14 protein-coding genes are annotated in these 22,453 nt (G+C 71.3%); 8 read left to right on the forward strand and 6 right to left on the reverse strand.

Annotated elements, in window-relative coordinates; genetic code table 11:
• The first annotated feature begins 24 nt into the window (after nucleotides 1–24).
• On the forward strand, nucleotides 25–1,521 hold the full coding sequence (locus M4D82_RS33055) for an FAD-dependent monooxygenase (protein ID WP_249772504.1): 1,497 nt from the start codon (nucleotides 25–27) through the stop codon (nucleotides 1,519–1,521).
• 85 nt (nucleotides 1,522–1,606) lie between these two features.
• Here the strand turns inward: M4D82_RS33055 and M4D82_RS33060 are convergent, their stop codons facing one another.
• A complete protein-coding gene (locus tag M4D82_RS33060; RefSeq protein WP_249772506.1) occupies nucleotides 1,607–2,278 on the reverse strand; it encodes a ScbR family autoregulator-binding transcription factor in 672 nt (223 codons plus the stop codon).
• A 140-nt stretch (nucleotides 2,279–2,418) separates the two neighbouring features.
• On the opposite strand from M4D82_RS33060, the gene M4D82_RS33065 reads away from it, so the two are divergent.
• Nucleotides 2,419–3,264 (forward strand): SDR family oxidoreductase, encoded by an 846-nt coding sequence (locus M4D82_RS33065; RefSeq protein WP_249772508.1) that lies wholly within the window; start codon nucleotides 2,419–2,421, stop codon nucleotides 3,262–3,264.
• A 13-nt stretch (nucleotides 3,265–3,277) separates the two neighbouring features.
• On the opposite strand, the gene M4D82_RS33070 is transcribed toward M4D82_RS33065, so the two are convergent.
• On the reverse strand, nucleotides 3,278–4,282 hold the full coding sequence (locus M4D82_RS33070) for a ScbA/BarX family gamma-butyrolactone biosynthesis protein (RefSeq protein ID WP_249772510.1): 1,005 nt from the start codon (nucleotides 4,280–4,282) through the stop codon (nucleotides 3,278–3,280).
• 573 nt (nucleotides 4,283–4,855) lie between these two features.
• Between M4D82_RS33070 and M4D82_RS33075 the strand changes: the two genes are divergently transcribed.
• From M4D82_RS33075 to M4D82_RS33095, 5 genes are all read left to right on the forward strand, one after another.
• Complete coding sequence (locus tag M4D82_RS33075; protein ID WP_249772512.1) at nucleotides 4,856–5,521, forward strand: ScbR family autoregulator-binding transcription factor; 666 nt, start codon at nucleotides 4,856–4,858, stop codon at nucleotides 5,519–5,521.
• Nucleotides 5,522–5,793: 272 nt separating this feature from the next.
• The gene (locus M4D82_RS33080; protein WP_249772514.1) at nucleotides 5,794–6,615 is read left to right on the forward strand and encodes an AfsR/SARP family transcriptional regulator; all 822 of its coding nucleotides are present in this window, start codon (nucleotides 5,794–5,796) and stop codon (nucleotides 6,613–6,615) included.
• 337 nt (nucleotides 6,616–6,952) lie between these two features.
• Nucleotides 6,953–7,774, forward strand: coding sequence for an AfsR/SARP family transcriptional regulator (locus M4D82_RS33085; protein WP_249772516.1), 822 nt, complete (start codon nucleotides 6,953–6,955; stop codon nucleotides 7,772–7,774).
• A 100-nt stretch (nucleotides 7,775–7,874) separates the two neighbouring features.
• Nucleotides 7,875–8,174 (forward strand): actinorhodin polyketide synthase, encoded by a 300-nt coding sequence (locus tag M4D82_RS33090; protein ID WP_249772518.1) that lies wholly within the window; start codon nucleotides 7,875–7,877, stop codon nucleotides 8,172–8,174.
• Nucleotides 8,175–8,185: 11 nt separating this feature from the next.
• On the forward strand, nucleotides 8,186–9,190 hold the full coding sequence (locus M4D82_RS33095) for an aromatase/cyclase (protein ID WP_249772520.1): 1,005 nt from the start codon (nucleotides 8,186–8,188) through the stop codon (nucleotides 9,188–9,190).
• 40 nt (nucleotides 9,191–9,230) lie between these two features.
• Here the strand turns inward: M4D82_RS33095 and M4D82_RS33100 are convergent, their stop codons facing one another.
• Genes M4D82_RS33100 through M4D82_RS33110 form a run of 3 tightly spaced genes read right to left on the reverse strand, consistent with a single transcriptional unit; the run spans nucleotide 9,231 to nucleotide 13,938 of the window.
• Complete coding sequence (locus M4D82_RS33100) at nucleotides 9,231–10,235, reverse strand: 2-oxoacid:ferredoxin oxidoreductase subunit beta (RefSeq protein ID WP_249772835.1); 1,005 nt, start codon at nucleotides 10,233–10,235, stop codon at nucleotides 9,231–9,233.
• 40 nt (nucleotides 10,236–10,275) lie between these two features.
• Nucleotides 10,276–12,162: a 2-oxoacid:acceptor oxidoreductase subunit alpha gene (locus M4D82_RS33105; RefSeq protein WP_249772522.1), complete on the reverse strand. Its 1,887-nt coding sequence runs from the start codon at nucleotides 12,160–12,162 to the stop codon at nucleotides 10,276–10,278.
• A 3-nt stretch (nucleotides 12,163–12,165) separates the two neighbouring features.
• Nucleotides 12,166–13,938, reverse strand: coding sequence for an acetyl/propionyl/methylcrotonyl-CoA carboxylase subunit alpha (locus tag M4D82_RS33110; RefSeq protein WP_249772524.1), 1,773 nt, complete (start codon nucleotides 13,936–13,938; stop codon nucleotides 12,166–12,168).
• Nucleotides 13,939–14,160: 222 nt separating this feature from the next.
• Between M4D82_RS33110 and M4D82_RS33115 the strand changes: the two genes are divergently transcribed.
• Nucleotides 14,161–15,813 (forward strand): FAD-binding oxidoreductase, encoded by a 1,653-nt coding sequence (locus M4D82_RS33115; protein WP_249772526.1) that lies wholly within the window; start codon nucleotides 14,161–14,163, stop codon nucleotides 15,811–15,813.
• A gap of 82 nt (nucleotides 15,814–15,895) precedes the next feature.
• Here the strand turns inward: M4D82_RS33115 and M4D82_RS33120 are convergent, their stop codons facing one another.
• Nucleotides 15,896–22,417, reverse strand: a complete 6,522-nt coding sequence (locus tag M4D82_RS33120; protein ID WP_249772528.1) for a type I polyketide synthase — start codon at nucleotides 22,415–22,417, stop codon at nucleotides 15,896–15,898.
• Nucleotides 22,418–22,453 lie beyond the last annotated feature (36 nt).

The following is a 22,453-nucleotide window of genomic DNA, read 5'->3' on the forward strand; positions in this document are numbered from 1 at the left end:
CTCCGCCGGTCCACGGGGAGGAACATGATGCGGGCTCAGGTGGTGGTCGTCGGCGGGGGGCCGGTCGGCATGTTGGTCGCGGCCGAGTTGGCCGGGTACGGGGTCGACACGGTGGTGCTGGAGGCGCGGGGCCGGGTCTCCGAGCGGCCCAAGGCGACCACGCTGCACGCCAGGGCGGTGCAGAGCCTGGCCCGGCGGGGGCATCTGCCCGAGCGGGCGGGGCGTGCCGGAGGGTCCGCGGACTTCCACTTCGGGGGTGTCCCCGGACTCGTCATCACCGCGCCGGGAACCGAACCGGAACCGATCCTGAAGTGCCCGCAGGCGGAGCTGGAGCGTTTGTTCGAGGCGCGGGCACGGGCGGCGGGCGCGCGTGTGCTGCGCGAGCACCGGGTGAGCGCGATCGCCGAGGACGGGGACGGCGTGCGGATCGAGGCGCGGGGCCCGCACGGGCCGGTGACGTGCTTCGCCTCCTACCTCGTCGGCGCCGACGGAGCCCGCGGTACGGTCCGCCGGCAGGCGGGCATCGAGGCCGACAGCGCGCCGCCCACGGTGTACGCGCTCACGGGCATCGCGAGGCTGCGCGATCCGGACGCGCTGGAGCCGGGCTGGCGGCGTACGCCGCGCGGTTGGACCGTCTCCAAGCGCACGCCCGACGGCTACACCCACATCCGTACGCTCGACTGCGCGGGCGCGTACCAGGACCGGGACCGGGAGCCCACGCCGGAGGAGTTCCGCCGCGAGGTGTCCCGGATCGCCGGCCGTGACATCGAGATGGACGAGACGCGCTGGATCAGCAGGTTCAGCGACTTCACCCGGCTCGCCCGGACCTTCCGCGAGGGGCGCGTCCTGCTCGTCGGGGACGCGGCGCACGTCCACTTCCCCATCGGCGGCCAGGGCCTGAGTACGGGAGTGCTGGACGCGCTCAACCTCGGGTGGAAGCTGGCGCTCACGGTGCGCGGCGCGGCGGGCGAGGACCTGCTCGACACCTACGACCGGGAGCGGCGGCCGGCGGCCCGCGAGGTCGTCGACAACACGCGCGCCCAACTCGCCCTGATGCGGCCCGGGACGGACGTCGACGCGCTGCGCGCCGTGGTCGCCGACCTGGTCGCGGCGGACCGGGCCACCGGACGGCTGGCCGACATGATCAGCGCGCAGGGAACGGTGCTGCCCCCGCTGGGGGTGGGGGCCACGCGGGAGCCGTCGCCGTGGGAGGGGCGGTTCCTGACGAACACCCCGCTCACCACGGCGGAGGGCGGCACCGATGTGATCGCCCTGTTGCGGGAGGGGCGGCCGTTGTTGCTGCTGCTCGGCGAGAAGGGCCGTCGCCACGAGGCGCGGGCGCGGCCCTGGGGCGACACCGTGCGCGTGGTCCACGCCCTGGAGACGCCCGAGGTGCCGTGCGAGGCCCTGCTGGTGCGGCCGGACGGCTACGTGGCCTGGGCGGCGGGGGAAGACGGCGGGCTCGGGGAGGCGCTGTCGTGGTGCTTCCCGCGGAAGAGGGCGGTGGACGTCGGGTCCTGACCGGTTCCCCGGCCGCCCGGCCGGGAGTGACGATCGCCTCGCCCGAGGTGGTGAGGGGATCGTCGCTTCCCGGCGGGGACTCGGCTCAGCCGAAGGCGCCGGACGTCTCCCGGGCGTAGAGGGCCGACGAGGCCTCCTCGAAGAGGTCGAAGGCTCGGGACTCGGCGAGCTGGAGGGAGGCGAGGACCGAGGGAACCACGATGCTCGGCAGCAGGTGACGCAGGAGGGCGGTGACCCGGGCCACGAGATCCTGGTAGTCGGTGAGGGCCTGCGACATCGACTGGATGCCCGCGTAGGAGCCCACGATGACGTCGGCGGTCTCGTGCGGGAGCACGTGGGGGAGCAACTCGCCCTGCGCCTGCGCCCGTTCGAGACGGTCCAGGACGGGGACCGCCCAGCTGCGGAACGGGCCGCTGCGGTCGAGTCCGTGCGCCCGCTGGTCCATGGTCAGCCGGACCGCCGCACGGACCATCGCGTCCGTCTGCAGGCGGTAGGTGTGGAGCATGACGATGTCCACGATCTCCTGCACCTTGGACGGCCGCTCCGGGAGAACGAGGCTCTGGTCCTGGGCGCTGAGGACCCCCTGGGCCAGGTCTTCCTTGGACTGGAAGTGGAAGTACAGGGCTCCCTTGGTCACCCCTGCCGTGGTGAGGATCTCGGAGATGGTGGCGGCTTGATAGCCCCGCTCCTCGAAGATCTTTGCCGCCGCGGACAGGATCGCCCCGCGCGTACGGATGGCTCGGACCTGCTCAGCCATTTTGCCTCCTTCCTCCAGATTTTCCCGGGCCGCCGGATGCGAGATGCAAACCGTCCGTCCCGTACGTATCTTACAGCGGGTAACTGCTACGCCAATCCCTTGAGTCGGTGAGGCGGACCGTGACGTCGGAAGGACGGACGATGATTCTCGTGACAGGGGCGACCGGAACGGTCGGCGGGCAGGTGCTGCGCGGGCTCGGCGCGGATCACGCGGTCCGGGTCATGGCGAGGGACCCGCGCAAGGTGGGAGCGCCGGCGGGGGTCGAGGTGGTCCACGGGGACTACGGCGATCCGGACTCGCTCGACCGGGCCCTGGCGGGTGTGCGCGGCGTGTTCCTGGTGACGGCGCGCGTGGGAGGGGACGACGACGAGGTGTTCCTCCGGGCCGCCCGGCGGGCCGGGGTCCGGCACGTGGTGAAGCTTTCGGCCGCGGCCGTCGAGGACGACCGGGCGAACGACCTGATCACCCGTTGGCAGCGGGAGAACGAGCGACTCCTGCGCGACTCGGGCATGGAGTGGACCCTGCTGCGCCCGCGGTCCTTCATGTCCAACACCCTGTCGTGGGCGGGCTCCATCCGCTCCGAGGGAGTGGTACGGACCCTGTACGGGGCCTCGTCCAACGCGTGCGTCGACCCGCGCGACATCGCCGAGGTGGCGGTACGCGCGCTCACCGAGGCGGGGCACGCCGGCCGGGCGTACACGCTGACCGGCCCGCGGGCGGTCACGGCGATCGAGCAGACGGCCCAGCTGTCCGAGCTGCTGGGCCGTCCGTTGCGCTACGAGGAGGTCGAGCCGGACCAGGCACGCGCCCGGTGGGGCGAGCGCTACCCGGCGGCGGTGGTGGACGCGCTGTCGCGCAGCGCCGAACGGCAGCGCGACGGCGCGAAGGTCCGGGTCGAGCCCACGGTCCGGGAGGTGACGGGAAGACCGGCCGGATCGTTCGAGGACTGGGCCCGGGACCACCTGGCGGCGTTCATGCCGCTGTGAGGTCGTCAGCGTTTCAGACACCCTGCGGGGCGGCCGTGACGGTGGAGCCGAAGACGAACTCGCCGTCCTGTCGCCCCGTGACGTACACGGTGTCGTAGGTGCCGGACTCGGCCCGGGACAGGACCCGCGCCTCGATCACGCAGGGCACGTCCAGTTCGGCGTACCGCTTGAAGTCGCTGTCGATACCGATGGGCAGGAGGGAGGAACGGCCGAGCGCGGCGGCCGCCGCCTGGCGGGCGGCCTCCAGCAGGGTCATGCCCGGCACGTGGTCGACGGGGTGGTCGAAGAGGACGGGATGAAGGGTGTCCACCCGCAGCTGCCAGCGGTTGGGTTCACCCAGGGGGGACAGGACGACATCGGTGGGGGACAGGCGTCCCACGCTCTGCGGGGCCACCGGAGCGGTCAACGGCAGCGGGCGGTGGTCCGCCTCCAACGTGTGCTCCGGGCGCAGCCGTCGGTACACGGCGGGGCTGGCACAGGTGTAGGAGAGCCGGCCGCGCGCCACGACGTGTCCCTCGCGGCGGACGACCGTCTCGTAGGTGAGCGCGGCCAGGCTGCGCCCGCGCCTCCTGACGTCGGTGCAGTGCACGTCGATGTCCAGGGCGGCCGGGGTGGGACGGACCTGGAGGTGCTCCGGGTCGACCGTCAGGGACATGTCCCACCACAGGAAGGCGTGGCCGAACGGAACACCGTACTCGGCGTGGGCCAACAGGCTGCCGATTTGTCGGACGGTCTCGCCACAGATGAGCGGATCGTGGTATCCGCCGGCTATCGGCGTGTAGAAGCTGTGGCTCCGCGGCCACTGCGCGGTGACCGTGAAGTGGGTTTCGTCGATGCGGTTCCAGTCGGTGAGCAGTACTTCGGCGACCGAGGCGCGGTGCACTAATTCCTTGGGAACGGTGGCGGTCAGGGACGGGTAACGGTGGCCGTGCGGCGCTTTGAGGTAGTGGGCCGCGCCCTGCCAGGGCGGCCCGTCGTCGGCCACCGCGCGCTCGACTTGAAACGTGCTCGCACTCATTGTTCCCCCTAGACAGCGCTGGCGAGATATCGGTGTGGCTGCTGTGAAAAATATATACCAACCGGTTTTTTATCCAGGGGTTGTCCATACCTCGGCATGGAGAAAACCGGACGAAACCATTCCGGACAACCTCGGCCGCGCCGTTTTTGCTGGTCCTCGCCCTTTGGCGGGATTCGGCCCTTCCGAGGGCCTCTGCGGGGATCTCGAACCCGTCCGGAGCGATGCTCCAGATGGGCTGCGGGGGCCGCCGCACGGCCTGAGAAGGGCGAACGCGCCGTCCGGGTCCTCGGGCAGGCCGGCAGGCCGGCCGCACCGGCGGGGCCCGTCGGGCCGTCGGTCGGAGGTGCGGGACGACTTGTTCATGACCTGTTCACGCCTTGCCTGAGGGCGATTTGACGGGTTTCCAGAAACAGCGCAATCGGTTTGTTAGTAAGTCTTCGCGACCGTACGTGTGTCCATGTGATTGTCGAGCCGTACTCCGGTGTCGGTCCAGTGGTGCTCCGGTCGTGAGAGTGATCATGAAGGGGAACTTCGTCGGCACCGGGCGAACCGTGTCCGGTTTGTGGAGATCGTATGGTCAAGCAGGAACGTGCCGCCCGCACGCGCGAGAGTCTGGTCCGGGCCGCCGCCGAGGTGTTCACCGAAGAGGGGTTCGTCACGGCGTCGATCGCGGCCATCAGCAAACGCGCCGGCGTCAGTGCCGGGGGGCTGCACTTCCACTTCGGGAACAAGGCGGCCCTCGCCGAGGCTGTGTTGGTGCGGGCCTCCGAGGCCGTGCGGGTGATCACGGTGTCCCGGCTGTCCGGCGGGAACGCGCTCCAGGTGCTCGTCGACTCCACGCACGACCTGATGGCGCTGCTCGCCCACGACCCCGTCGTCAGCGCCGGGTTCGGGCTGTGCGCCACCGCGAGCGCGCGCGCCGACCACGACGGCGGTGACGGCTTCGACCTGCGACGGCAGTGGCGGCGCTGGGTCGAGGCCATGTTCCGCGCCGCCGACCAGGAGGGCCGGCTCGCCGACGGGGTGTCACCGGACGACGCCGCGGCCGCCGTCGTCGCGGCCATCGTCGGCTTCGAGGTGCTCGGGGCCGCCGAACAGGGTTGGTTCGCGCAGTCGTCCCTCACCCGCTACTGGACGCTGATGCTGCCGCGGATCGCCGCGCGCGGATCGCTCGGGGAACTGGTCGCCGACGGCTCCCGCGCGGGGGGCTCGCCCCTACCCGTCGGCGCCGCCGACTGAGACGACCAGCTGGTCGGTTCTCTCCCTCGCAGCACCCCTCGGGACCCGGTCCCGAGGGGTTTTTTTGTTGTTCTGTAGGGCGTCGGAAGCAGGTTCCGAGGGTCTCTTGACCATTGGAGCCGCAGGTCAGCAGCGGTTTGACGGGGCGTGAGGAGACTTGGGCGGAAGGAAACGGCGCAAGCGGTTTGGTATTGACAAACCGGAGCTCCTGTTTTTTGCTCATTCCGGTGAAGTTCAAGGGCTCATCCACGGACGAAGTAGGGGAGTACGGCGTGGACATCGATGTACTGGGCGCACTGGCCGTGCGGGAGAACGGGACCTCCATCACGCCGACGGCCGCCAAGCCCCGTCAGGTGCTGGCACTGCTCGCACTGCACGCGGACCAGGTGGTCCCCGTGGCCGCCCTGATCGAGGAGCTGTGGGGAGAGGAGCCGCCGCGCAGCGCCCGTACGACCCTGCAGACGTACGTACTCCAGCTGCGCGCGCTCATCGCGACCGCCCTGGAGGGCGGCGACGGGAGCCGCACGCCCAAGGACGTGCTCGTCACGCTGCCCGGCGGGTACATGCTGAGCAGTGACGGCGGAACGAGTGATGTCCGTGAATTCGACCGGCTGGCCGGGATGGGCTACCGGGCGATGGACGCGGGGGACTTCCCGAACGCGGCGCGTCTGTTGCGGGAGGCGTTGGCGTTGTGGTCGGGGCCGGCGTTCGCCGATGTGCAGGGCGGCGTACAGCTGGACATGGAGACGCGCCGGCTGGAGGAGACCCGGCTGTGCGCGCTCGATCAGCGCATCGAGGCCGACCTGCGCCTGGGCCGGCACCGCGAGCTCCTCGCCGAACTGACCGTCCTGGCCAGCCGCTACCGCACCCACGAGAACCTCCACGGCCAGTTCATGCTCGCCCTGCACCGCTCCGGCCGCCGCGGCGAAGCCCTGAGCGTCTACCAGCGGCTGCGCTCGACCCTGGTGCGCGAACTCGGCATCGAGCCGTCGGCGGCCCTGCGCCGGCTCCAGCGCTCCATCCTCATGACCGGTCCCGAAAACCCCATGGAAACCCCGGAATCGACCCGCAAGCGGCTTGCCCGCGTGGGTTGAGAACCGGGTTGAGAACTCATTGCCGGGTAATCGCCCGCTCATTTCCGGTAGCTGTCCGGTAAATGCGCTCCAGGATTCTCGAAGAAATTGCCGAAAGGGATTTGGGCGGGCGTAAGCGGAAGTGGGACAGCTGGGATGAAGATGCTGGAAGGCGGGGGTGAGCGAGGATAAGCGGAGTCTAGCGGTTTCCGTGATCGCGGCGCTCCCGCGTTTCGGAGGACTACTCGACGTCGGCTTGAGGTTTCGGTGATGTTGCCCTGGGCGGCCTTATCGTTCTCACGTCGAATACTGAAAACCGGGAGTAGCTCGACGAAATGCGGAGGGGAGACGAGAGACCGTGAAGATTCAGGTTCTGGGGCCGTTGAGTGCCGAGGTCAACGGGGCATCGATCGTTCCTACGGCAGGCAAACCGCGTCAGATCCTGGCGCTCCTCGCGCTCTACCCGGGGCGGGTGATGCCCGTACCGACCCTCATGGAGGAGATCTGGGGGACCGACCTCCCCCAGAGCGCGCTCACCACCCTGCAGACGTACATCCTTCAGCTGCGCCGCCGGCTCGGCACCGCGATGGGCCCCGGGTCACCGGCCGGCGCCAAGGACGTGCTCGCCACCCGGCACGGCGGATACCTGCTCCAGATCCCGCAGGAGTCCGTGGACGTCCACGAGTACGAGAACCTCGTCGCCGGCGGCCAGAGCGCCTTCGACGACGGCGACGACGAGCGCGCGGCCGACCTGCTGCGCAAGGCCCTCGGCCTCTGGCAGGGTCCGGCCCTGGTCGACGTACGCGTCGGGCCCATCCTCGACATCGAGGTCCTGCGGCTCGCCGAGAGCCGGCTCGTGGCCACCGAGCGGCGCATCGACGTCGATCTGCGCCTCGGCCGGCACACCGAACTCCTCGCCGAGCTCACCGAACTGATCGCCCGTCACCCGCAGCACGAAGGCCTCCACTCGCAGGCCATGGTCGCCCTGTACCGTTCCGGCCGGCAGGCCACCGCACTGGACGTCTACCGCCGGCTGCGCACGCGCCTGATCGACGAGCTGGGCGTGGAGCCGTCACAGCAGTTGCAGCGCCTCCACCAGGCGATGCTGCGGGTCGACCCGGCCCTCGACATCGTCGCCGGACCGCGCCGCACCTCCACCTTCGACCTCTACGCGGCCTGACGCGGGCGCGTACCGCTTCCAGCCGCTCTCCACCGACCTCGGCCAGGCTCGGGACCACCGGTACGCGTCCGCGTGCCCGCGTGCGAGGAGAGAGGTAGCCATGGACCGGCTCGACCCCACCACCCTGACCCGCATCCTGCGGGCCTGGGACACGGAGGAGGAGGGCGTCGACCTCACCGACGACGTCCTCGATCTGTACTGGGTGGAGCTCGGCTACGACTGTCTCTCCGTCTTCCAGACCACCGGCTGGATCGAGCGAAGGTTCGCCATCCTCCTCGACGGGGACGCCCTGGAGCAGGCCGACACCCCGCGCCGCTACCTACGCCTGGTCAACGCGGAACTCGACCGGAAGTCCAGGGACCTTCCGGCGGTTGCGGACAGGCTCTGCATCAAGCGTTGAGAGGGGTGTCTATGTCTGTCGAGCGAGTACACCGGATGTCGTTCGCGGTGGACGCGGCGGCGCCGGCCGGCGTCCTGTACGGGCTGGTGGCGGACACCACCCGGTGGCCGCTGCTCGTACCGGCCACCGTCCACGTCGAACGACTGGACTTCGACGGGATCCGCGACCGCTACTTCATGTGGGCCGGCCCCGACGGGAACGTCCGGCAGTCCGTCTGGCGCCGGACGCTGGACCCGGAGCGGCTGCGCGTCGACTTCCACCAGGAGGTCCCCACCGCCCCCGTCACCTCGACCGCCGGCAGCTGGAGCGTCGAAGCGCTCGCCCCCGGCTGGTCGCGGCTGACCCTGGAGCAGTACGTCACCGTCGCCGGCAACCGCGCCGGCGACGTCCACCAGACCCGCGTCGAGACCGAGGCCGACGCCCGTGCCACGCTCACCCGCATCCGGGAACTCGCCGAGCGCTGGAACAGGCTCGACGCGCTGACCCTCTCCTTCGAGGACAGCGCACGGATCGAGGGCCCGGCCGAGCCCGTCTACGCCTTCCTCTACGAGGTGGGCGCGTGGCCCGGCCGCGTGCCGCACATCGCGCGCGCCGACGTCGCCGAGGACCGGCCCGGCATCCAGGTGGTCTCCACCGACACGCTGACCCCCGACGGCTCCGTCCACACCACGGACTCCGTCCGCGTCTGCTTCCCCGCGGCCGGCCGCATCCTCCACAAGCAGACCCGGCCCTCCCCGCTGCTCGCCGCGCACACCGGCGAGTGGTCGGTCCTCCCCGACCCCGACGGGGTCACTGTCGTCTCCCGGCACGACGTCCTGCTGGACGAGGCCATGGTGGAACGCGCCTTCGGCCCCGACGCCGACCTCGCCGAGGCCCGCCGCTCCGTGCGCGAGGCCCTCGGCCGCGAGAGCGAAGCCACCCTGCGGTTGACCCGCGACCACGCGCGGGACGTCGCCGCCCGGCAGGCGGAACGCGACGTCGCGCGCGCCGGCGTCAGGGCGCTGCGCGCGGTGTGAGAGCCGGACCGCGAGCGGTGGTCCGGCTCCCGTCACCGGCTCACCCGCCGACGACGGTCCACGCGTCGTTGCCGGTCAGGAGAGCGCCCAGGTCCGCCTTGCCCTGCCGCTCGACGGCGGCGTCGAGCTGGTCGGCCATGAGGGTGTCGTAGACCGGGCGTTCGATGTCGCGGAAGACCCCGATGGGGGTGTGGTGCAGGGTGTCGGCGTCGGCGAGCCGGGACAGGGCGAACGCCGTGGTGGGGCCCGTCGCGTGGGCGTCGTGGACCAGGATGCGGTGCTCGTTTTCGGCGGTGACGGTGACGACTTCCAGGTCGCCGGTGGCCGGGTCGCGGACGACGCCCTTGGTTCCGTCGGTGCCGAAGCGGATCGGCTGCCCGTGTTCGAGGCGGATGACGGCTTCCTGTGCCTGGTCCTTGTCTTTGAGGATCTCGAAGGCGCCGTCGTTGAAGATGTTGCAGTTCTGGTAGATCTCGACGAGGGCCGTGCCTTGGTGGTCGGCTGCGGCTCGGAGCACGTCGGTGAGGTGTTTGCGGTCGGAGTCGACGGTGCGGGCGACGAAGGAGGCCTCGGCGCCGAGGGCGAGGGAGACGGGGTTGAAGGGGGCGTCGAGGGAGCCCATCGGGGTGGATTTGGTGATCTTGCCGAGTTCGGAGGTGGGGGAGTACTGGCCTTTGGTGAGGCCGTAGATCCTGTTGTTGAAGAGGAGGATCTTGAGGTTGACGTTGCGGCGTAGGGCGTGGATGAGGTGGTTGCCGCCGATGGAGAGGGCGTCGCCGTCGCCGGTGACGACCCAGACGGAGAGGTCGCGGCGGGAGGTGGCGAGGCCGGTGGCGATGGCGGGGGCGCGGCCGTGGATGGAGTGCATCCCGTAGGTGTTCATGTAGTACGGGAAGCGGGAGGAGCAGCCGATGCCGGAGACGAAGACGATGTTCTCCTTGGCCAGTCCGAGTTCGGGCATGAAGCCCTGGACGGCGGCCAGTACCGCGTAGTCACCGCAGCCGGGACACCAGCGGACCTCCTGGTCCGACTTGAAGTCCTTCATCGACTGCTTGGCCTCGGCCTTCGGGACGAGGGAGAGGGCTTCACTGGGCACGGGTGGCCTCCTGGATGGCCTCGGCCAGCTGCTCGGCCTTGAAGGGCATGCCGTTGACCTGGGTGACGGAATGGATGTTCGTCAGGTACTTCGCCCGCAGCAGGCCCGCGAGCTGCCCGAGGTTCATCTCCGGCAGCACCACGGTGTCGTAACGCCCCAGCACCTCGCCCAGGTTGTGGGGGAAGGGGTTGAGGTGGCGCAGGTGGGCCCGGGCGACGGCCACGCCGTGTGAGCGCAGCCGGCGGACGGCGGCGGTGATGGGGCCGTACGTGGAGCCCCAGCCGATGACGAGCGTGCGGGCCCCGTCCGGGTCGTCCACATCAAGGTCGGGGACCCGGATACCGTCGATCTTGGCCTGGCGGGTGCGGACCATGAACTCGTGGTTGGCGGGGTCGTACGAGATGTTGCCGGTGCCGTCCTGCTTCTCGATGCCGCCGATGCGGTGTTCGAGGCCGGGGGTGCCGGGGATCGCCCAGGGGCGGGCGAGGGTCTCGGGGTCCCGCTTGTAGGGCCAGAACACCTCGGTGCCGTCGGCCAGCGTGTGGTTCGGGCCGGACGCGAAGTGCGTGCGCAGGTCGGGCAGGTCCGCCGGCTCCGGCACCTTCCACGGCTCGGAGCCGTTCGCGAGGTAGCCGTCGGAGAGCAGGAAGACGGGCGTGCGGTAGGTCAGGGCGATACGGGCCGCGTCCAGCGTGGCGTCGAAACAGTCCGCCGCCGTCTTCGGCGCGACGATCGGGACGGGTGCCTCGCCGTTGCGGCCGTACATGGCCTGGAGGAGGTCGGCCTGCTCGGTCTTGGTGGGCAGACCGGTGGACGGACCACCGCGCTGGATGTCCACGATCAGCAGCGGCAGCTCCAGGGAGACGGCCAGGCCGATCGTCTCGGACTTCAGGGCCACGCCGGGCCCAGAGGTGGTGGTGACGCCGAGCGCGCCGCCGAAGGCGGCCCCGAGGGCGGCGCCGATGCCGGCGATCTCGTCCTCGGCCTGGAAGGTCCGCACGCCGAAGTTCTTGTGCTTCGACAGTTCGTGCAGGATGTCCGAGGCCGGGGTGATCGGGTACGAGCCCAGGTACAGCGGCAGATCCGCCTGCCGGGCCGCCGCGATCAGACCGTAGGACAGGGCCAGGTTCCCGGAGATGTTGCGGTAGGTGCCGGCGGGGAAGGCATGGGTGGCCGGGGCGACCTCGTAGGAGACGGCGAAGTCCTCGGTCGTCTCGCCGAAGTTCCAGCCGGCGCGGAAGGCGACGATGTTCGCCTCGGCGATGTCGGGCTTCTTCGCGAACTTCTGCCGCAGGAAGCTCTCCGTGCCCTCCGTCGGACGGTGGTACATCCACGACAGGAGCCCGAGCGCGAACATGTTCTTCGAGCGCTCGGCCTCCTTGCGCGAGAGGTCGAAGTCCTTGAGCGCCTCCACCGTCAGCGTGGTCAGCGGCACCGCGTGGACGCGGTAGGCGTCCAAGGAACCGTCCTCCAGCGGGGAGGTCTCGTACCCGACCTTCGCCATCGGCCGCTTGGTGAATTCGTCCGTGTTGACGATGATCTCCGCGCCGCGCGGGACGTCGGCGATGTTGGCCTTCAGGGCCGCCGGGTTCATCGCGACCAGCACGTCCGGGGCGTCGCCGGGGGTGAGGATGTCGTGGTCGGCGAAGTGCAGCTGGAACGAGGACACGCCCGGCAGGGTCCCGGCGGGGGCGCGGATCTCGGCGGGGAAGTTCGGCAGCGTCGAAAGGTCGTTGCCGAAGGACGCCGTCTCCGAGGTGAAACGGTCACCCGTCAGCTGCATGCCGTCACCCGAGTCACCCGCGAAACGGATGATCACGTGATCGACGCGGCGGACTTCCTTCTCGCCCACGGGCGGCAGGACTGTTTCGGTCATCGCTCAGGCCTTGATCTCGCAGATGGTGGCGCCGGAGGTGAGGGAGGCGCCGACCTCGGCGTTCAGGCCGACGATGGTGCCGGAGCGGTGCGCGTTGAGCGGCTGCTCCATCTTCATGGCCTCCAGGACGACGACGAGGTCGCCCTCGTTGACCTGCTGGCCCTCCTCGACGGCGACCTTGACGATGGTTCCCTGCATCGGGGACGCCAGGGTGTCGCCGGAGACGAGCTTGACGTTCTTCTTGTTGCGGCGCTTGGCCTTGGTGACCGTGCCGCCGGCGGCCGGCACACCCTTGGCGAGCGCGCCCAGCGACGACGGGAGCGTCACCTCCAGGCGGCGACCGCCGACCTCCACGACCAGCGATTCGCGACCGGACTCCTCGTCCTCGCCGTCCTCGGCGGCGGCGGGCGTCGCGAAGGCGGGGATGTCGTTGACGAATTCGGTCTCGATCCAGCGGGTGTGGACGGTGAACGGGGTGCCGTCGGTGGGGGCGAAGGCGGGGTCGGTGACGACGGCGCGGTGGAAGGGGATGGCGGTGGCCATGCCTTCGACGCGGAACTCCTCCAGGGCGCGGGAGGCGCGCTGGAGGGCCTGTTCGCGGGTGGCGCCGGTGACGATGAGCTTGGCGAGGAGGGAGTCCCAGGCGGGGCCGATCACGCTGCCGGATTCGACGCCGGCGTCGAGGCGGACGCCCGGACCGGTCGGGGGTTGGAAGGTGGTGACGGTGCCGGGGGCGGGCAGGAAGCCGCGGCCGGGGTCTTCGCCGTTGATGCGGAACTCGATGGAGTGGCCGCGCAGGGCGGGATCGTCGTAGCCGAGTGCTTCGCCGTCGGCGATGCGGAACATCTCGCGGACGAGGTCGATGCCGGAGACCTCTTCGGTGACGGGGTGTTCGACCTGGAGGCGGGTGTTGACCTCCAGGAAGGAGATCAGACCATCCGCGGAGACCAGGAACTCGACCGTGCCGGCGCCGACGTAGCCGGCTTCCTTCAGGATCGCCTTGGAGGCGGCGTACAGCTCGGCGTTCTGGGCTTCCGTCAGGAACGGCGCCGGCGCCTCCTCCACCAGCTTTTGATGGCGGCGCTGGAGGGAGCAGTCGCGGGTGGAGACGACGACGACGTTGCCGTGGGAGTCGGCGAGGCACTGGGTTTCGACGTGGCGGGGCTTGTCGAGGTACTGCTCGACGAAGCATTCGCCCCGGCCGAAGGCGGCGACGGCCTCGCGGACGGCGGAGTCGTAGAGCTCGGGGACCTCTTCGAGGGTGCGGGCGACCTTCAGGCCGCGGCCGCCGCCGCCGAAGGCGGCCTTGATGGCGATGGGCAGGCCGTGCTCGCGGGCGAAGGCGACGACCTCGTCGGCTCCGGAGACGGGGTCGGGAGTGCCGGCGACGAGGGGGGCGCCGGCGCGCAGGGCGATGTGGCGGGCGGCGACCTTGTCGCCGAGGTCGCGGATGGCCTGGGGCGGGGGGCCGATCCAGGTCAGTCCGGCGTCGATGACGGCCTGGGCGAAGTCGGCGTTCTCCGAGAGGAAGCCGTATCCGGGGTGGATGGCGTCCGCGCCGGAGTCGGCGGCGGCCTGCAGGACCTTGGAGATGTCGAGGTAGCTGGCCGCCGGGGTGTCACCGCCCAACGCGAAAGCTTCGTCTGCCGCGCGGACGTGCAGGGCGTCCCGGTCCGGATCGGCGTAGACGGCTACGCTCGCGATCCCGGCATCCCGGCAGGCCCGAGCAACGCGGACAGCGATCTCGCCGCGGTTCGCAATGAGCACCTTACGCACGAACGCTCTCCTCAACTCGGTCGACAGAACCGTTTCTCCGGGCCGATCCACATACAGACCCTCGACGGACCGAACGTAACTCCGGATCTCCGCCGGCGGTCCACCGGCAGGTAATCAGCGGACGAGGACCGCCAGAGAACGGCTGGTGACCGAGCTGTGATCGGGTGGCCCGGCCCTCGCTTTGCCAGCTCTTCTCTTCGCGTCCCATGGAGGTATGCGGTCATGTCCGATGTGTCCCGTCGGGGTCTCATGAAAGGCGCCGCGCTGACCGGAGGGGCCCTGGCCCTGCCCGCGATCGGCGTGGTGTCCACGGCGACCGCCGCCGAGGCGGCCGTCACCGAAGGCACCGAGGAGGCGGCGGCCCAGGCCGCGGCCCGTCCGGTCGCCGCCCCGATCACCGTCACCCCCGCCGATCCCCGCTACAAGGGCCTCATATCGGGCTCCAATCAGCGCTGGGTCGGCACCCCCGACTACGTGCGCATCGTCAGCTCGGCCGACCAGGTCGTGCGCGCCGTGCAGGAGGCCGTCGACAAGGGCCTCAAGGTCGTCGTGCGCAGCGGCGGCCACTGCGACGAGGACTTCACCACGAACTCCGAGGTGAAGGTCGTCATCGAGATGTCCGGCATGAACGACATCTCCTACGACGCCGAGCGCCGCGCCATCGCCGTCGAGCCCGGCGCCCTCCTCGGCACCGTCTACCGCACCCTGTACAAGCGCTGGGGCGTCGTCCTGCCCGGCGGCACCTGCCCCACCGTCGGCGCCGGCGGCCACATCCAGGGCGGCGGCTACGGCGCCCTGTCGCGCTCCCGCGGCCTGACCGTCGACCACCTGTACGCCGTCGAGGTCGTCCACGTGGACCGCGGCGGTCGCGCCCGCAAGGTCGTCGCCACCCGCGAGGCGAACGACCCCAACCGTGAACTGTGGTGGGCCCACACCGGCGCCGGCGGCGGCAACTTCGGCGTCGTCACCCGGTACTGGCTGCGCTCGCCCGGCGCCACCGGCGACGACCCCTCGCGCCTCCTGCCCAAGGCGCCCTCCGAGGTCCTGCTGTCCGACGTCAGCTGGTCCTGGGCCGACCTGGACGAGGCGAGCTTCACCCGCCTCGCCCGCAACTTCACCGCCTGGCACGAGGCGAACTCGGCCCCCGACTCCCCGGGCCGGTTCCTGTACAGCCAGTTCAAGGCCATGCACAAGGCCGCCGGGTACTTCCGGATGAGCACCCAGGTCGACGCCGGCGCCCCCGACCCGGAGGGGCTGCTCGACAGCTTCCTCGCCGCCGTCTCCGAGGGCACCGGCGTGCGCTACCACGTCGGCGACCGCTACCGGGCGCCGTGGCTCTACGCCGTCACCGAGTGGTCCGGCTTCGTCGAGGCCGCCGTCCCGCGCTGGAAGTCCAAGGCGGCGTACGTCCGCAAGACGATGCCGCAGGACCAGCTGAAGGCGCTCTACCGCCAGCTGACCCGCGACGACTACGCGGGCCCCTACGGCATGACCGCCATCGTCAGCTTCGGCGGCAAGATCAACGAGGTGGGCGCGGGCGACACCGCCACCGCGCAGCGCGACTCCGTCGCCAAGATGCTCTACTGCGCCCTGTGGACCGACCCGACCCAGGACGAGCCGAACCAGCGCTGGGTCCGCGAGGCCTACGCCGACGTGTACGCCTCCACCGGCGGCGTGCCGCGCACCGGCGGCGTCAACGACGGCTGCTACATCAACTACGCCGACGCCGACATCGCCGACCCGGCCTTCAACACCTCCGGCACCCCCTGGCACCAGCTGTACTTCAAGGGCAACTACCCGCGCCTGCAGCAGGTCAAGGCCAAGTGGGACCCGAGGAACGTCTTCTCGCACCGCCTGAGCATCCAGCTCCCGTAGCCCCTGGCCCGTAGCCCGTACGCGCACAGGGGAAAGCCCCGCCGGCCCGAGGCCGGCGGGGCTTTCCGTTGGCGGGCCCCCGTCACGGGGCCGCCGGGAAGTGGCCTTCCTGGACGAAGAAGTCGACGTACAGCTCGAAGAGCTCCTTCGTCAGCACGGGGATCTCGATCCCCGTGCCCGCCAGCGCCGCGGCGGTCTCGGTGGTGTCGATCGGCGGGTAGAACCCGTCCGTATCCGACGTCATCATCTCGAAGGCGTCCAGCAGCGGCAGCAGGGCGTTGTCGCCCGCCTTGACCGTGGCGTCCCAGGTGTCCCGGTCCACCTCGTCCAGCTCGTAGCCGATGCCGCGCAGGAACTCCGCGCAGCGGCTGAGCGACAGCGAGCTCTGGTTGAAGAGGTGGAAGGTACGCCCGACCGTGTTGGGCCGGCGCGAGATGCCGGTGATGGCCGCGCTGACGTAGTCGACCGGCAGCAGGTGGAAGCGGCCCTCGGTGCCCTTGGGCACGCTGCGGGACTGCACCAGGCCCTTGAGGGTCAGCCAGACGAAGTCACGGGTCTGGCAGGCGCCGTTGACCTGGTCGCCGGAGATCACGTCGACGCGGTAGATCGACACCGGCAGACCCCGGTCCCGGGCCAGGCCGATGACCTGCTCGGCCACCCACTTGGAGCGCAGGTAGCCGCTGGGCAGGTTCTCCGCCGGGCCCGTCGGGTCGGTGACCTTCAGCGGGACGCCGGGCTCGCGCACCCCGTCGAAGACACCGACGGTGGAGACGTAGTGCACCGGGACCGTCCGGTGGCGCGCGGCGAGCCGCAGCACCTCCTCGGTGCCCGTGACGTTCGAGGCCTTGAGGGTCTCGTACGGGTGCAGCCAGTGCACGCGGGCGCCGTTGTGGTAGACCACGTCGACCGTACGGGCCAGGGCGTCGAACGCCTCCTCGGTCAGGCCGAGGCGGGGCTCCGCCAGGTCGCCGAGGACGACCGTCAGGCGGTCCTCGTCGATCTCGTCCCACACCCGGTACCACTGGGCGTTGGCCTTGAGGCGCTTCAGCGCGCTCGCCTCGTCCTCGCCGCGGACCAGGGCGTGCACGTGACCGGTGGTGGTGCGCATCAGGTCCCGCAGGAGGAACGCGCCGAGGAAGCCGCTGGCTCCCGTCAGCAGGATCTCCTTCGGGTCGGTGGCGGTCAGGACGACCTCCGCCGCGGGCTGGATGTCGTCCGCGAGGACGATCTCCGCCGCGAAGTCGGTGCCCCTGCGGCCGCCGGACTCGGCGACCTCCCCGTACAGGAACGCGGCGAGCGCGACCGGCGTCGGGTGGTCGAAGACCAGCGTCGGCGGCAGCTTCAGACCCGTGGCGGTGCCCAGCTGGTTGCGCAGCTCGACCGAGGTCAGCGAGTCGAAGCCGAGCGCCGAGAAGGCCTGGTCGACGGTGATCCCGGAGGTGTCGGAGTGTCCGAGCACCGCCGCGACCTGCGCGAGGACGACCTCCAGGACGGCGGCCTCGCGCTCGTGCGGCTCCAGGGCGGCGAGCCGGTCGGCGAGGGTCTCCGTACTGGCCAGGGTGTTCTGCGCGGTGCGGCGGACCGGCGTGCGCACCAGCTTGCTCAGCAGCACCGGCACCTGCACCTGCTCGCGCAGGGTGGCCAGGTCCATCGGGGTGGCGACCAGGGCCGCGTGACCGATCGTCAGCGCGATGTCCAACAGGACCGGACCCTGCTCGGACTCGACCGGGCGGAAACCGCTGCGGGCGATGCGCTGGAGGTCGGCCTGGTCCAGGTGACCGGTCATGCCGCTGGTCTGCGACCACAGGCCCCAGGCCAGTGAGGTCGCCGCCTTGCCGTGGGCCCGGCGGTGCTGGGCGAGGCCGTCCAGGTAGTGGTTGGCCGCCGAGTACGTCGACTGGCCGGGGCCGCCGACGACCGCCGCGATCGAGGAGAACAGGACGAACGCCGTCAGGTCCATGTCCCGGGTCAGCTCGTGCAGGTTCCACGAGGCGTCGACCTTGGGCCGCAGCACCGCGGAGAGCCGCTCGGGGGTCTGCGAACCGATCAGGCCGTCGTCCAGGACACCGGCGGTGTGCAGGACGCCGCGCAGCGGGTACTGCTCCGGGATCTCCGCGAGGACGGCGGCGAGGGCGTCGCGGTCGGCGACGTCGCAGGCCGCTATCGTCACCCGGGCGCCCAGCGCCGTGAGTTCGGCGGCCAGCTCGCCCGCGCCGTCGGCGGCCAGGCCGCGCCGGCTGGTGAGCAGCAGGTTGCGCACGCCGTGCTCGGTGACCAGGTGCCGGGCGAACAGGCCGCCCAGGCTGCCGGTGCCACCGGTGATCAGGACGGTGCCCTCCGGGTCCCAGGAGCCGGTCGGCGCGGTGTCCGCGTCGGAGATCCGGCCGAGGCGCGGGATCAGCACCCGGCCCGCGCGGACGGCCGCCTGCGGCTCGTCCGAGGCCACGACCTGGGCGAGCACCGCGAACGGGTCGGTGGCCGGGTCGTCCAGGTCCAGGTCGTGGTCGACGAGCACGATCCGGCCGGGGTTCTCCGACTGCGCCGAGCGCAGCAGGCCCCAGACGGTGGCCGCGCCGAGGTCGGTGACGTCCTCGTCGCCGACGGCGACGCCGCCCTTGGTGAGGACCACGAGCCGGGTCTCGGTGAGCCGCTCGTCCTCCAGCCAGTCCTGTACGAGCTCCAGCGCCACGTGCGCGGCGGTGTGCACGTCGGCCGCGCCGTCCCCGGTGCGCGGGGTCTCCTGGCGGGCCAGGACCACGTCGACGCGCTCGCCGGCGCCGACGACCCGCGCGACGCGCGCCACGTCGGTGAAGCGGCGGTCGCCGAAGCCGTCCTTGCCCAGGGTCGCCCAGTGCGCGGTGTCCCCGGCGGCGACGACCGGGTACGGGGCCCAGTCGACGTGGAAGAGGGAGTCCCGGTTGCGGGCCAGGGCGTTGGAGACCTCGCCGACGGCGATCGCGCGGCAGGCCACCGTGTCGACGGACGCGACGGGCTGCCCGCTCTGGTCGGCGAGCAGCACCCGCAGCCCGCCGTCGGCGTCGACCGTCAGCTTCACGCGCAGCCGCGAAGCGCCCGTCGCGTGGAGGCGTACGCCCTTCCAGTCGGTGGAGATCCACACCGCGCCCTCGGGCACGGTGCCGTAGCTGGCCAGGCAGGAGGCCGCCAGGGCGACTTCCAGCAGGGCCGGGTGCAGGCCGAAGCCGGCCGGGCTGGTGCGCGCGCCGTCGGGCAGGCTGACCTCGGCGTACACCTCGGAGGCGCCGACGCTCCAGACGGCGTCGAGGCCCTTGTAGACGGGGCCGTAGATGTAGCCCTGCGTGGCGAGCTTGTCGTACGCGTCGTCCAGCGGGACCACCTCGGCGCCGGCGGGCGGCCACTCGGCGAGCTCGAACGGCTCGTCGGCGCCCTGGAAGCTGAGGTGGCCGCGGGCGTTGAGGGTCCAGGGCACGTCGGCGTTGTCGGGCCGCGAGTAGACGGCGACCTCGCGGCGGCCGGAGCCGTCGGAGGAGCCGACGCTGACCTGGACGTGGACGCCGCCCTTGGCGGGCAGGGCCAGCGGGCCGAGGATCGACAGGTCGTCCAGGACGTTGAGGCCCAGCTCGTCGCCGGCGCGGATCGCCATCTCCACCAGGGCGGTGGCGGGCACCAGCGTCTGGTCGAGGACGACGTGGTCGGCGAGCCACGGGTGGGTGCGCACCGAGAGCCGGCTGGTGAACAGCACCTGGTCGGCGCCGGCGATGGCCACCGAGGCGCCGAGCAGCGGGTGGTCGGCGGACTCCAGACCGAGGTCCGAGGCGTCGGCGACGATCCCGGTGGTCTCGACCCAGTACCGCTCGTGCTGGAAGGCGTACGTCGGCAGGTCGGTGCGGGCGGCGCCGGTACCGGCGTAGAAGCCCTCCCAACGCACGCCCACGCCCGAGGCGTGCAGCAGGCTCAGCGCGCCGACGAGGGTTTCCGAGTCGGGCAGGCCCCGGCGCAGCAGCGGGACGGCCGCCACGTCGGAGAGGGTGTCGAGCACCAGGGTCGACAGGACGGCGTCCGGGCCGATCTCGGTGAAGGTGGTGGCGCCGAAGCCCTCCATGGTGCGGACGGCGTCGGTGAAGCGGACGGCGCCGCGGACCTGGTCGACCCAGTAGGCGGGGGTGCGCAGGTCGTCACCGGTGGCGAGCTTGCCGGTGAGGGTGGAGATGACCGGCAGCTGCGGCTTGTTGTAGGTGAGGCCGGCGGCGACCTTGCGGAAGTCCTCCAGCATCGGGTTCATGTGCGGGGAGTGGAAGGCGTGCGAGACGGTCAGGCGCTTCGTCTTGCGACCCAGCTCGGTGATCTTCGCGGCGACCGAGAGGGCCGCCTCCTCGTCACCGGAGACGACGACCGAGGTCGGGCCGTTGACGGCGGCGATCGCGAGCCGGTCCTCCAGGCCCACGATCAGCGGGAGGACCTCCTCCTCGGTGGCCTGGAGGGAGATCATGGCGCCGCCCTTGGGCAGCTCCTGCATCAGCCGCGCGCGGGCCGCGACGAGCTTCGCGGTGTCGGCGAGGTCGAGGACCCCGGCGATGTGCGCGGCCGTCAGCTCGCCGATGGAGTGCCCGGCGAGGTGGTCGGGCTTGATGCCCCAGGACTCGATCAGCCGGTAGAGGGCCACCTCGACCGCGAACAGGGCGGGCTGGGTGTACGCCGTCTCGTCCAGGCCCTCGCCGGAGACGATGACCTCGCGGATCGGACGGTCCAGGTGCTTGTCCAGCTCGGCGGCGACGGCGTCGAAGGCCCGCGCGTACACGGGGAACGCCGCGTACAGGTCCTCGCCCATCCCGGCGCGCTGGGCGCCCTGGCCGGTGAAGACGAACGCGTTGTGACCGCCCGCCTTCGTGCCGCGGATGATGCCGGGCGCGGGCTCGCCGGCGGCCAGCGAGCGCAGGCTCGCCAGCAGGGCGTCCCGGTCCGCGCCGACGACCACCGCGCGCTGCTCCAGCGCGGCGCGTCCGGTGGCCAGCGAGAACGCGATGTCCAGCGGCGAGCGCTCCGGGTCGGCCTCGACGTGCGCGAGCAGCCGGGCCGCCTGGTCGGCGAGCGCGTCGGGGGTCTTCGCCGACAGCGCCCACGGCAGGACGGGCAGCACGTGCGCGGGAGCGGCGGCCGCGTCGGCCTCGCCCTCGGGGGCCTCGACGGCCTCGGGGGCCGGCGGCTCCTCCAGGATGACGTGCGCGTTGGTGCCGCTGACGCCGAAGGCGGAGATGCCCGCCCGGCGCGGGTGCCCGTACGAGGGCCAGGGGCGGGCCTCGGTGAGCAGCGAGACCGCGCCGGAGTCCCAGTCGACCATGGGGGTGGGCTCGTCGATGTTCAGCGTCTTGGGCAGCACGCCGTGCCGCATCGCCATGATCATCTTGATGACGCCGCCGGCGCCGGCCGCCGCGACGCTGTGCCCGATGTTCGACTTGAGCGAGCCCAGGTACAGCGGCTGGTCGGCCGGACGGTTCTGCCCGTACGTCGCCAGCAGCGCCTGCGCCTCGATCGGGTCGCCGAGCCGCGTACCGGTGCCGTGCGCCTCGACCACGTCCACGTCGGAGGCGAACAGCTTGGCGCCGGCGAGCGCCTGGTGGATGACCCGCTCCTGGGAGGGGCCGTTGGGGGCGGTCAGACCGTTGGACGCGCCGTCCTGGTTGACGGCCGAGCCGCGGATGATCGCGAGGACCTCGTGGCCGTTGCGCCGGGCGTCCGACAGCTTCTCGACGAGGAGCAGGCCCACGCCCTCCGACCAGGCGGTGCCGTCGGCGGCCGCCGCGAAGGACTTGATGCGGCCGTCCTCGGCGAGACCGTTCTGCCGGGAGAAGTCGACGAAACCGCTCGGGTTGCCGGAGACGGTCGAACCGCCCGCCAGCGCCATCGTCGACTCGCCCTTGCGCACCGACTGCACGGCCAGGTGCAGCGCCACCAGCGAGGAGGAGCACGCCGTGTCCACGGACACGGCCGGACCCTCGAAACCGAAGCTGTAGGCGATGCGGCCGGAGGCCACCGCGCTGAGCTTGCTGGTCATGAGGTAGCCCTCAAGCTCCTCCGGGCCCTCCAGGCCCAGGTAGCTCTGCTCCACGACGCCCGCGAACACCCCGACGGGGGTGCCGCGCAGCGCGGTCGGGTCGATGCCCGCCTGCTCGAAGGTTTCCCAGGCGGTCTCCAGCAGCACGCGCTGCTGCGGGTCCATGGCGAGGGCCTCGCGCGGCGAGATCCCGAAGAAGCCGGGGTCGAAGAGGGCCGCCCCGTCGAGGAACCCGCCCTTCTTCGTGTACGACTTGCCGGGCTTGCCGCGCTCCGGGTCGTAGAGGGCGTCGATGTCCCACCCTCGGTCCTCGGGCCAGTCGGTGATCCCGTCGGCCCCGTCCATGACGAGCTTCCACAGGGTCTCCGGGGAGGTCACCCCGCCCGGGAAGCGGCAGGCCATGCCAACGATGGCGACGGGCTCGTCGGTGCCGGCCTCCAGCTCGGCGAGCCGCTTGCGCGCCTTCTGCAGGTCGGTGGTGACCCACTTCAGGTACTCGACCATCTTCTGTTCTTTGGAGGCGGCGGGATCCGAAGACGCTGCCGGTCCGTTGTGCTGGGTCTCATTGGACATGAGAGATCAACTTCTCCTCAGAGCTGCGTACGTCGG

It is taken from the genome of Streptomyces sp. RerS4 (assembly GCF_023515955.1).
Lineage (GTDB): Bacteria > Actinomycetota > Actinomycetes > Streptomycetales > Streptomycetaceae > Streptomyces.

Bases quoted from the DNA above. Each gene is read 5' to 3' on its own strand.
- M4D82_RS33060 (WP_249772506.1), bottom strand. From the start codon at position 2,278: ATGGCTGAGCAGGTCCGAGCCATCCGTACGCGCGGGGCGATCCTGTCC.
- M4D82_RS33100 (WP_249772835.1), bottom strand. From the start codon at position 10,235: ATGAAGGACTTCAAGTCGGACCAGGAGGTCCGCTGGTGTCCCGGCTGC.
- M4D82_RS33105 (WP_249772522.1), bottom strand. From the start codon at position 12,162: ATGACCGAAACAGTCCTGCCGCCCGTGGGCGAGAAGGAAGTCCGCCGC.
- M4D82_RS33055 (WP_249772504.1), top strand. From the start codon at position 25: ATGATGCGGGCTCAGGTGGTGGTCGTCGGCGGGGGGCCGGTCGGCATG.
- M4D82_RS33065 (WP_249772508.1), top strand. From the start codon at position 2,419: ATGATTCTCGTGACAGGGGCGACCGGAACGGTCGGCGGGCAGGTGCTG.
- M4D82_RS33095 (WP_249772520.1), top strand. From the start codon at position 8,186: ATGTCTGTCGAGCGAGTACACCGGATGTCGTTCGCGGTGGACGCGGCG.
- M4D82_RS33115 (WP_249772526.1), top strand. From the start codon at position 14,161: ATGTCCGATGTGTCCCGTCGGGGTCTCATGAAAGGCGCCGCGCTGACC.
- M4D82_RS33070 (WP_249772510.1), bottom strand. From the start codon at position 4,282: ATGAGTGCGAGCACGTTTCAAGTCGAGCGCGCGGTGGCCGACGACGGG.
- M4D82_RS33075 (WP_249772512.1), top strand. From the start codon at position 4,856: ATGGTCAAGCAGGAACGTGCCGCCCGCACGCGCGAGAGTCTGGTCCGG.
- M4D82_RS33120 (WP_249772528.1), bottom strand. From the start codon at position 22,417: ATGTCCAATGAGACCCAGCACAACGGACCGGCAGCGTCTTCGGATCCC.
- M4D82_RS33090 (WP_249772518.1), top strand. From the start codon at position 7,875: ATGGACCGGCTCGACCCCACCACCCTGACCCGCATCCTGCGGGCCTGG.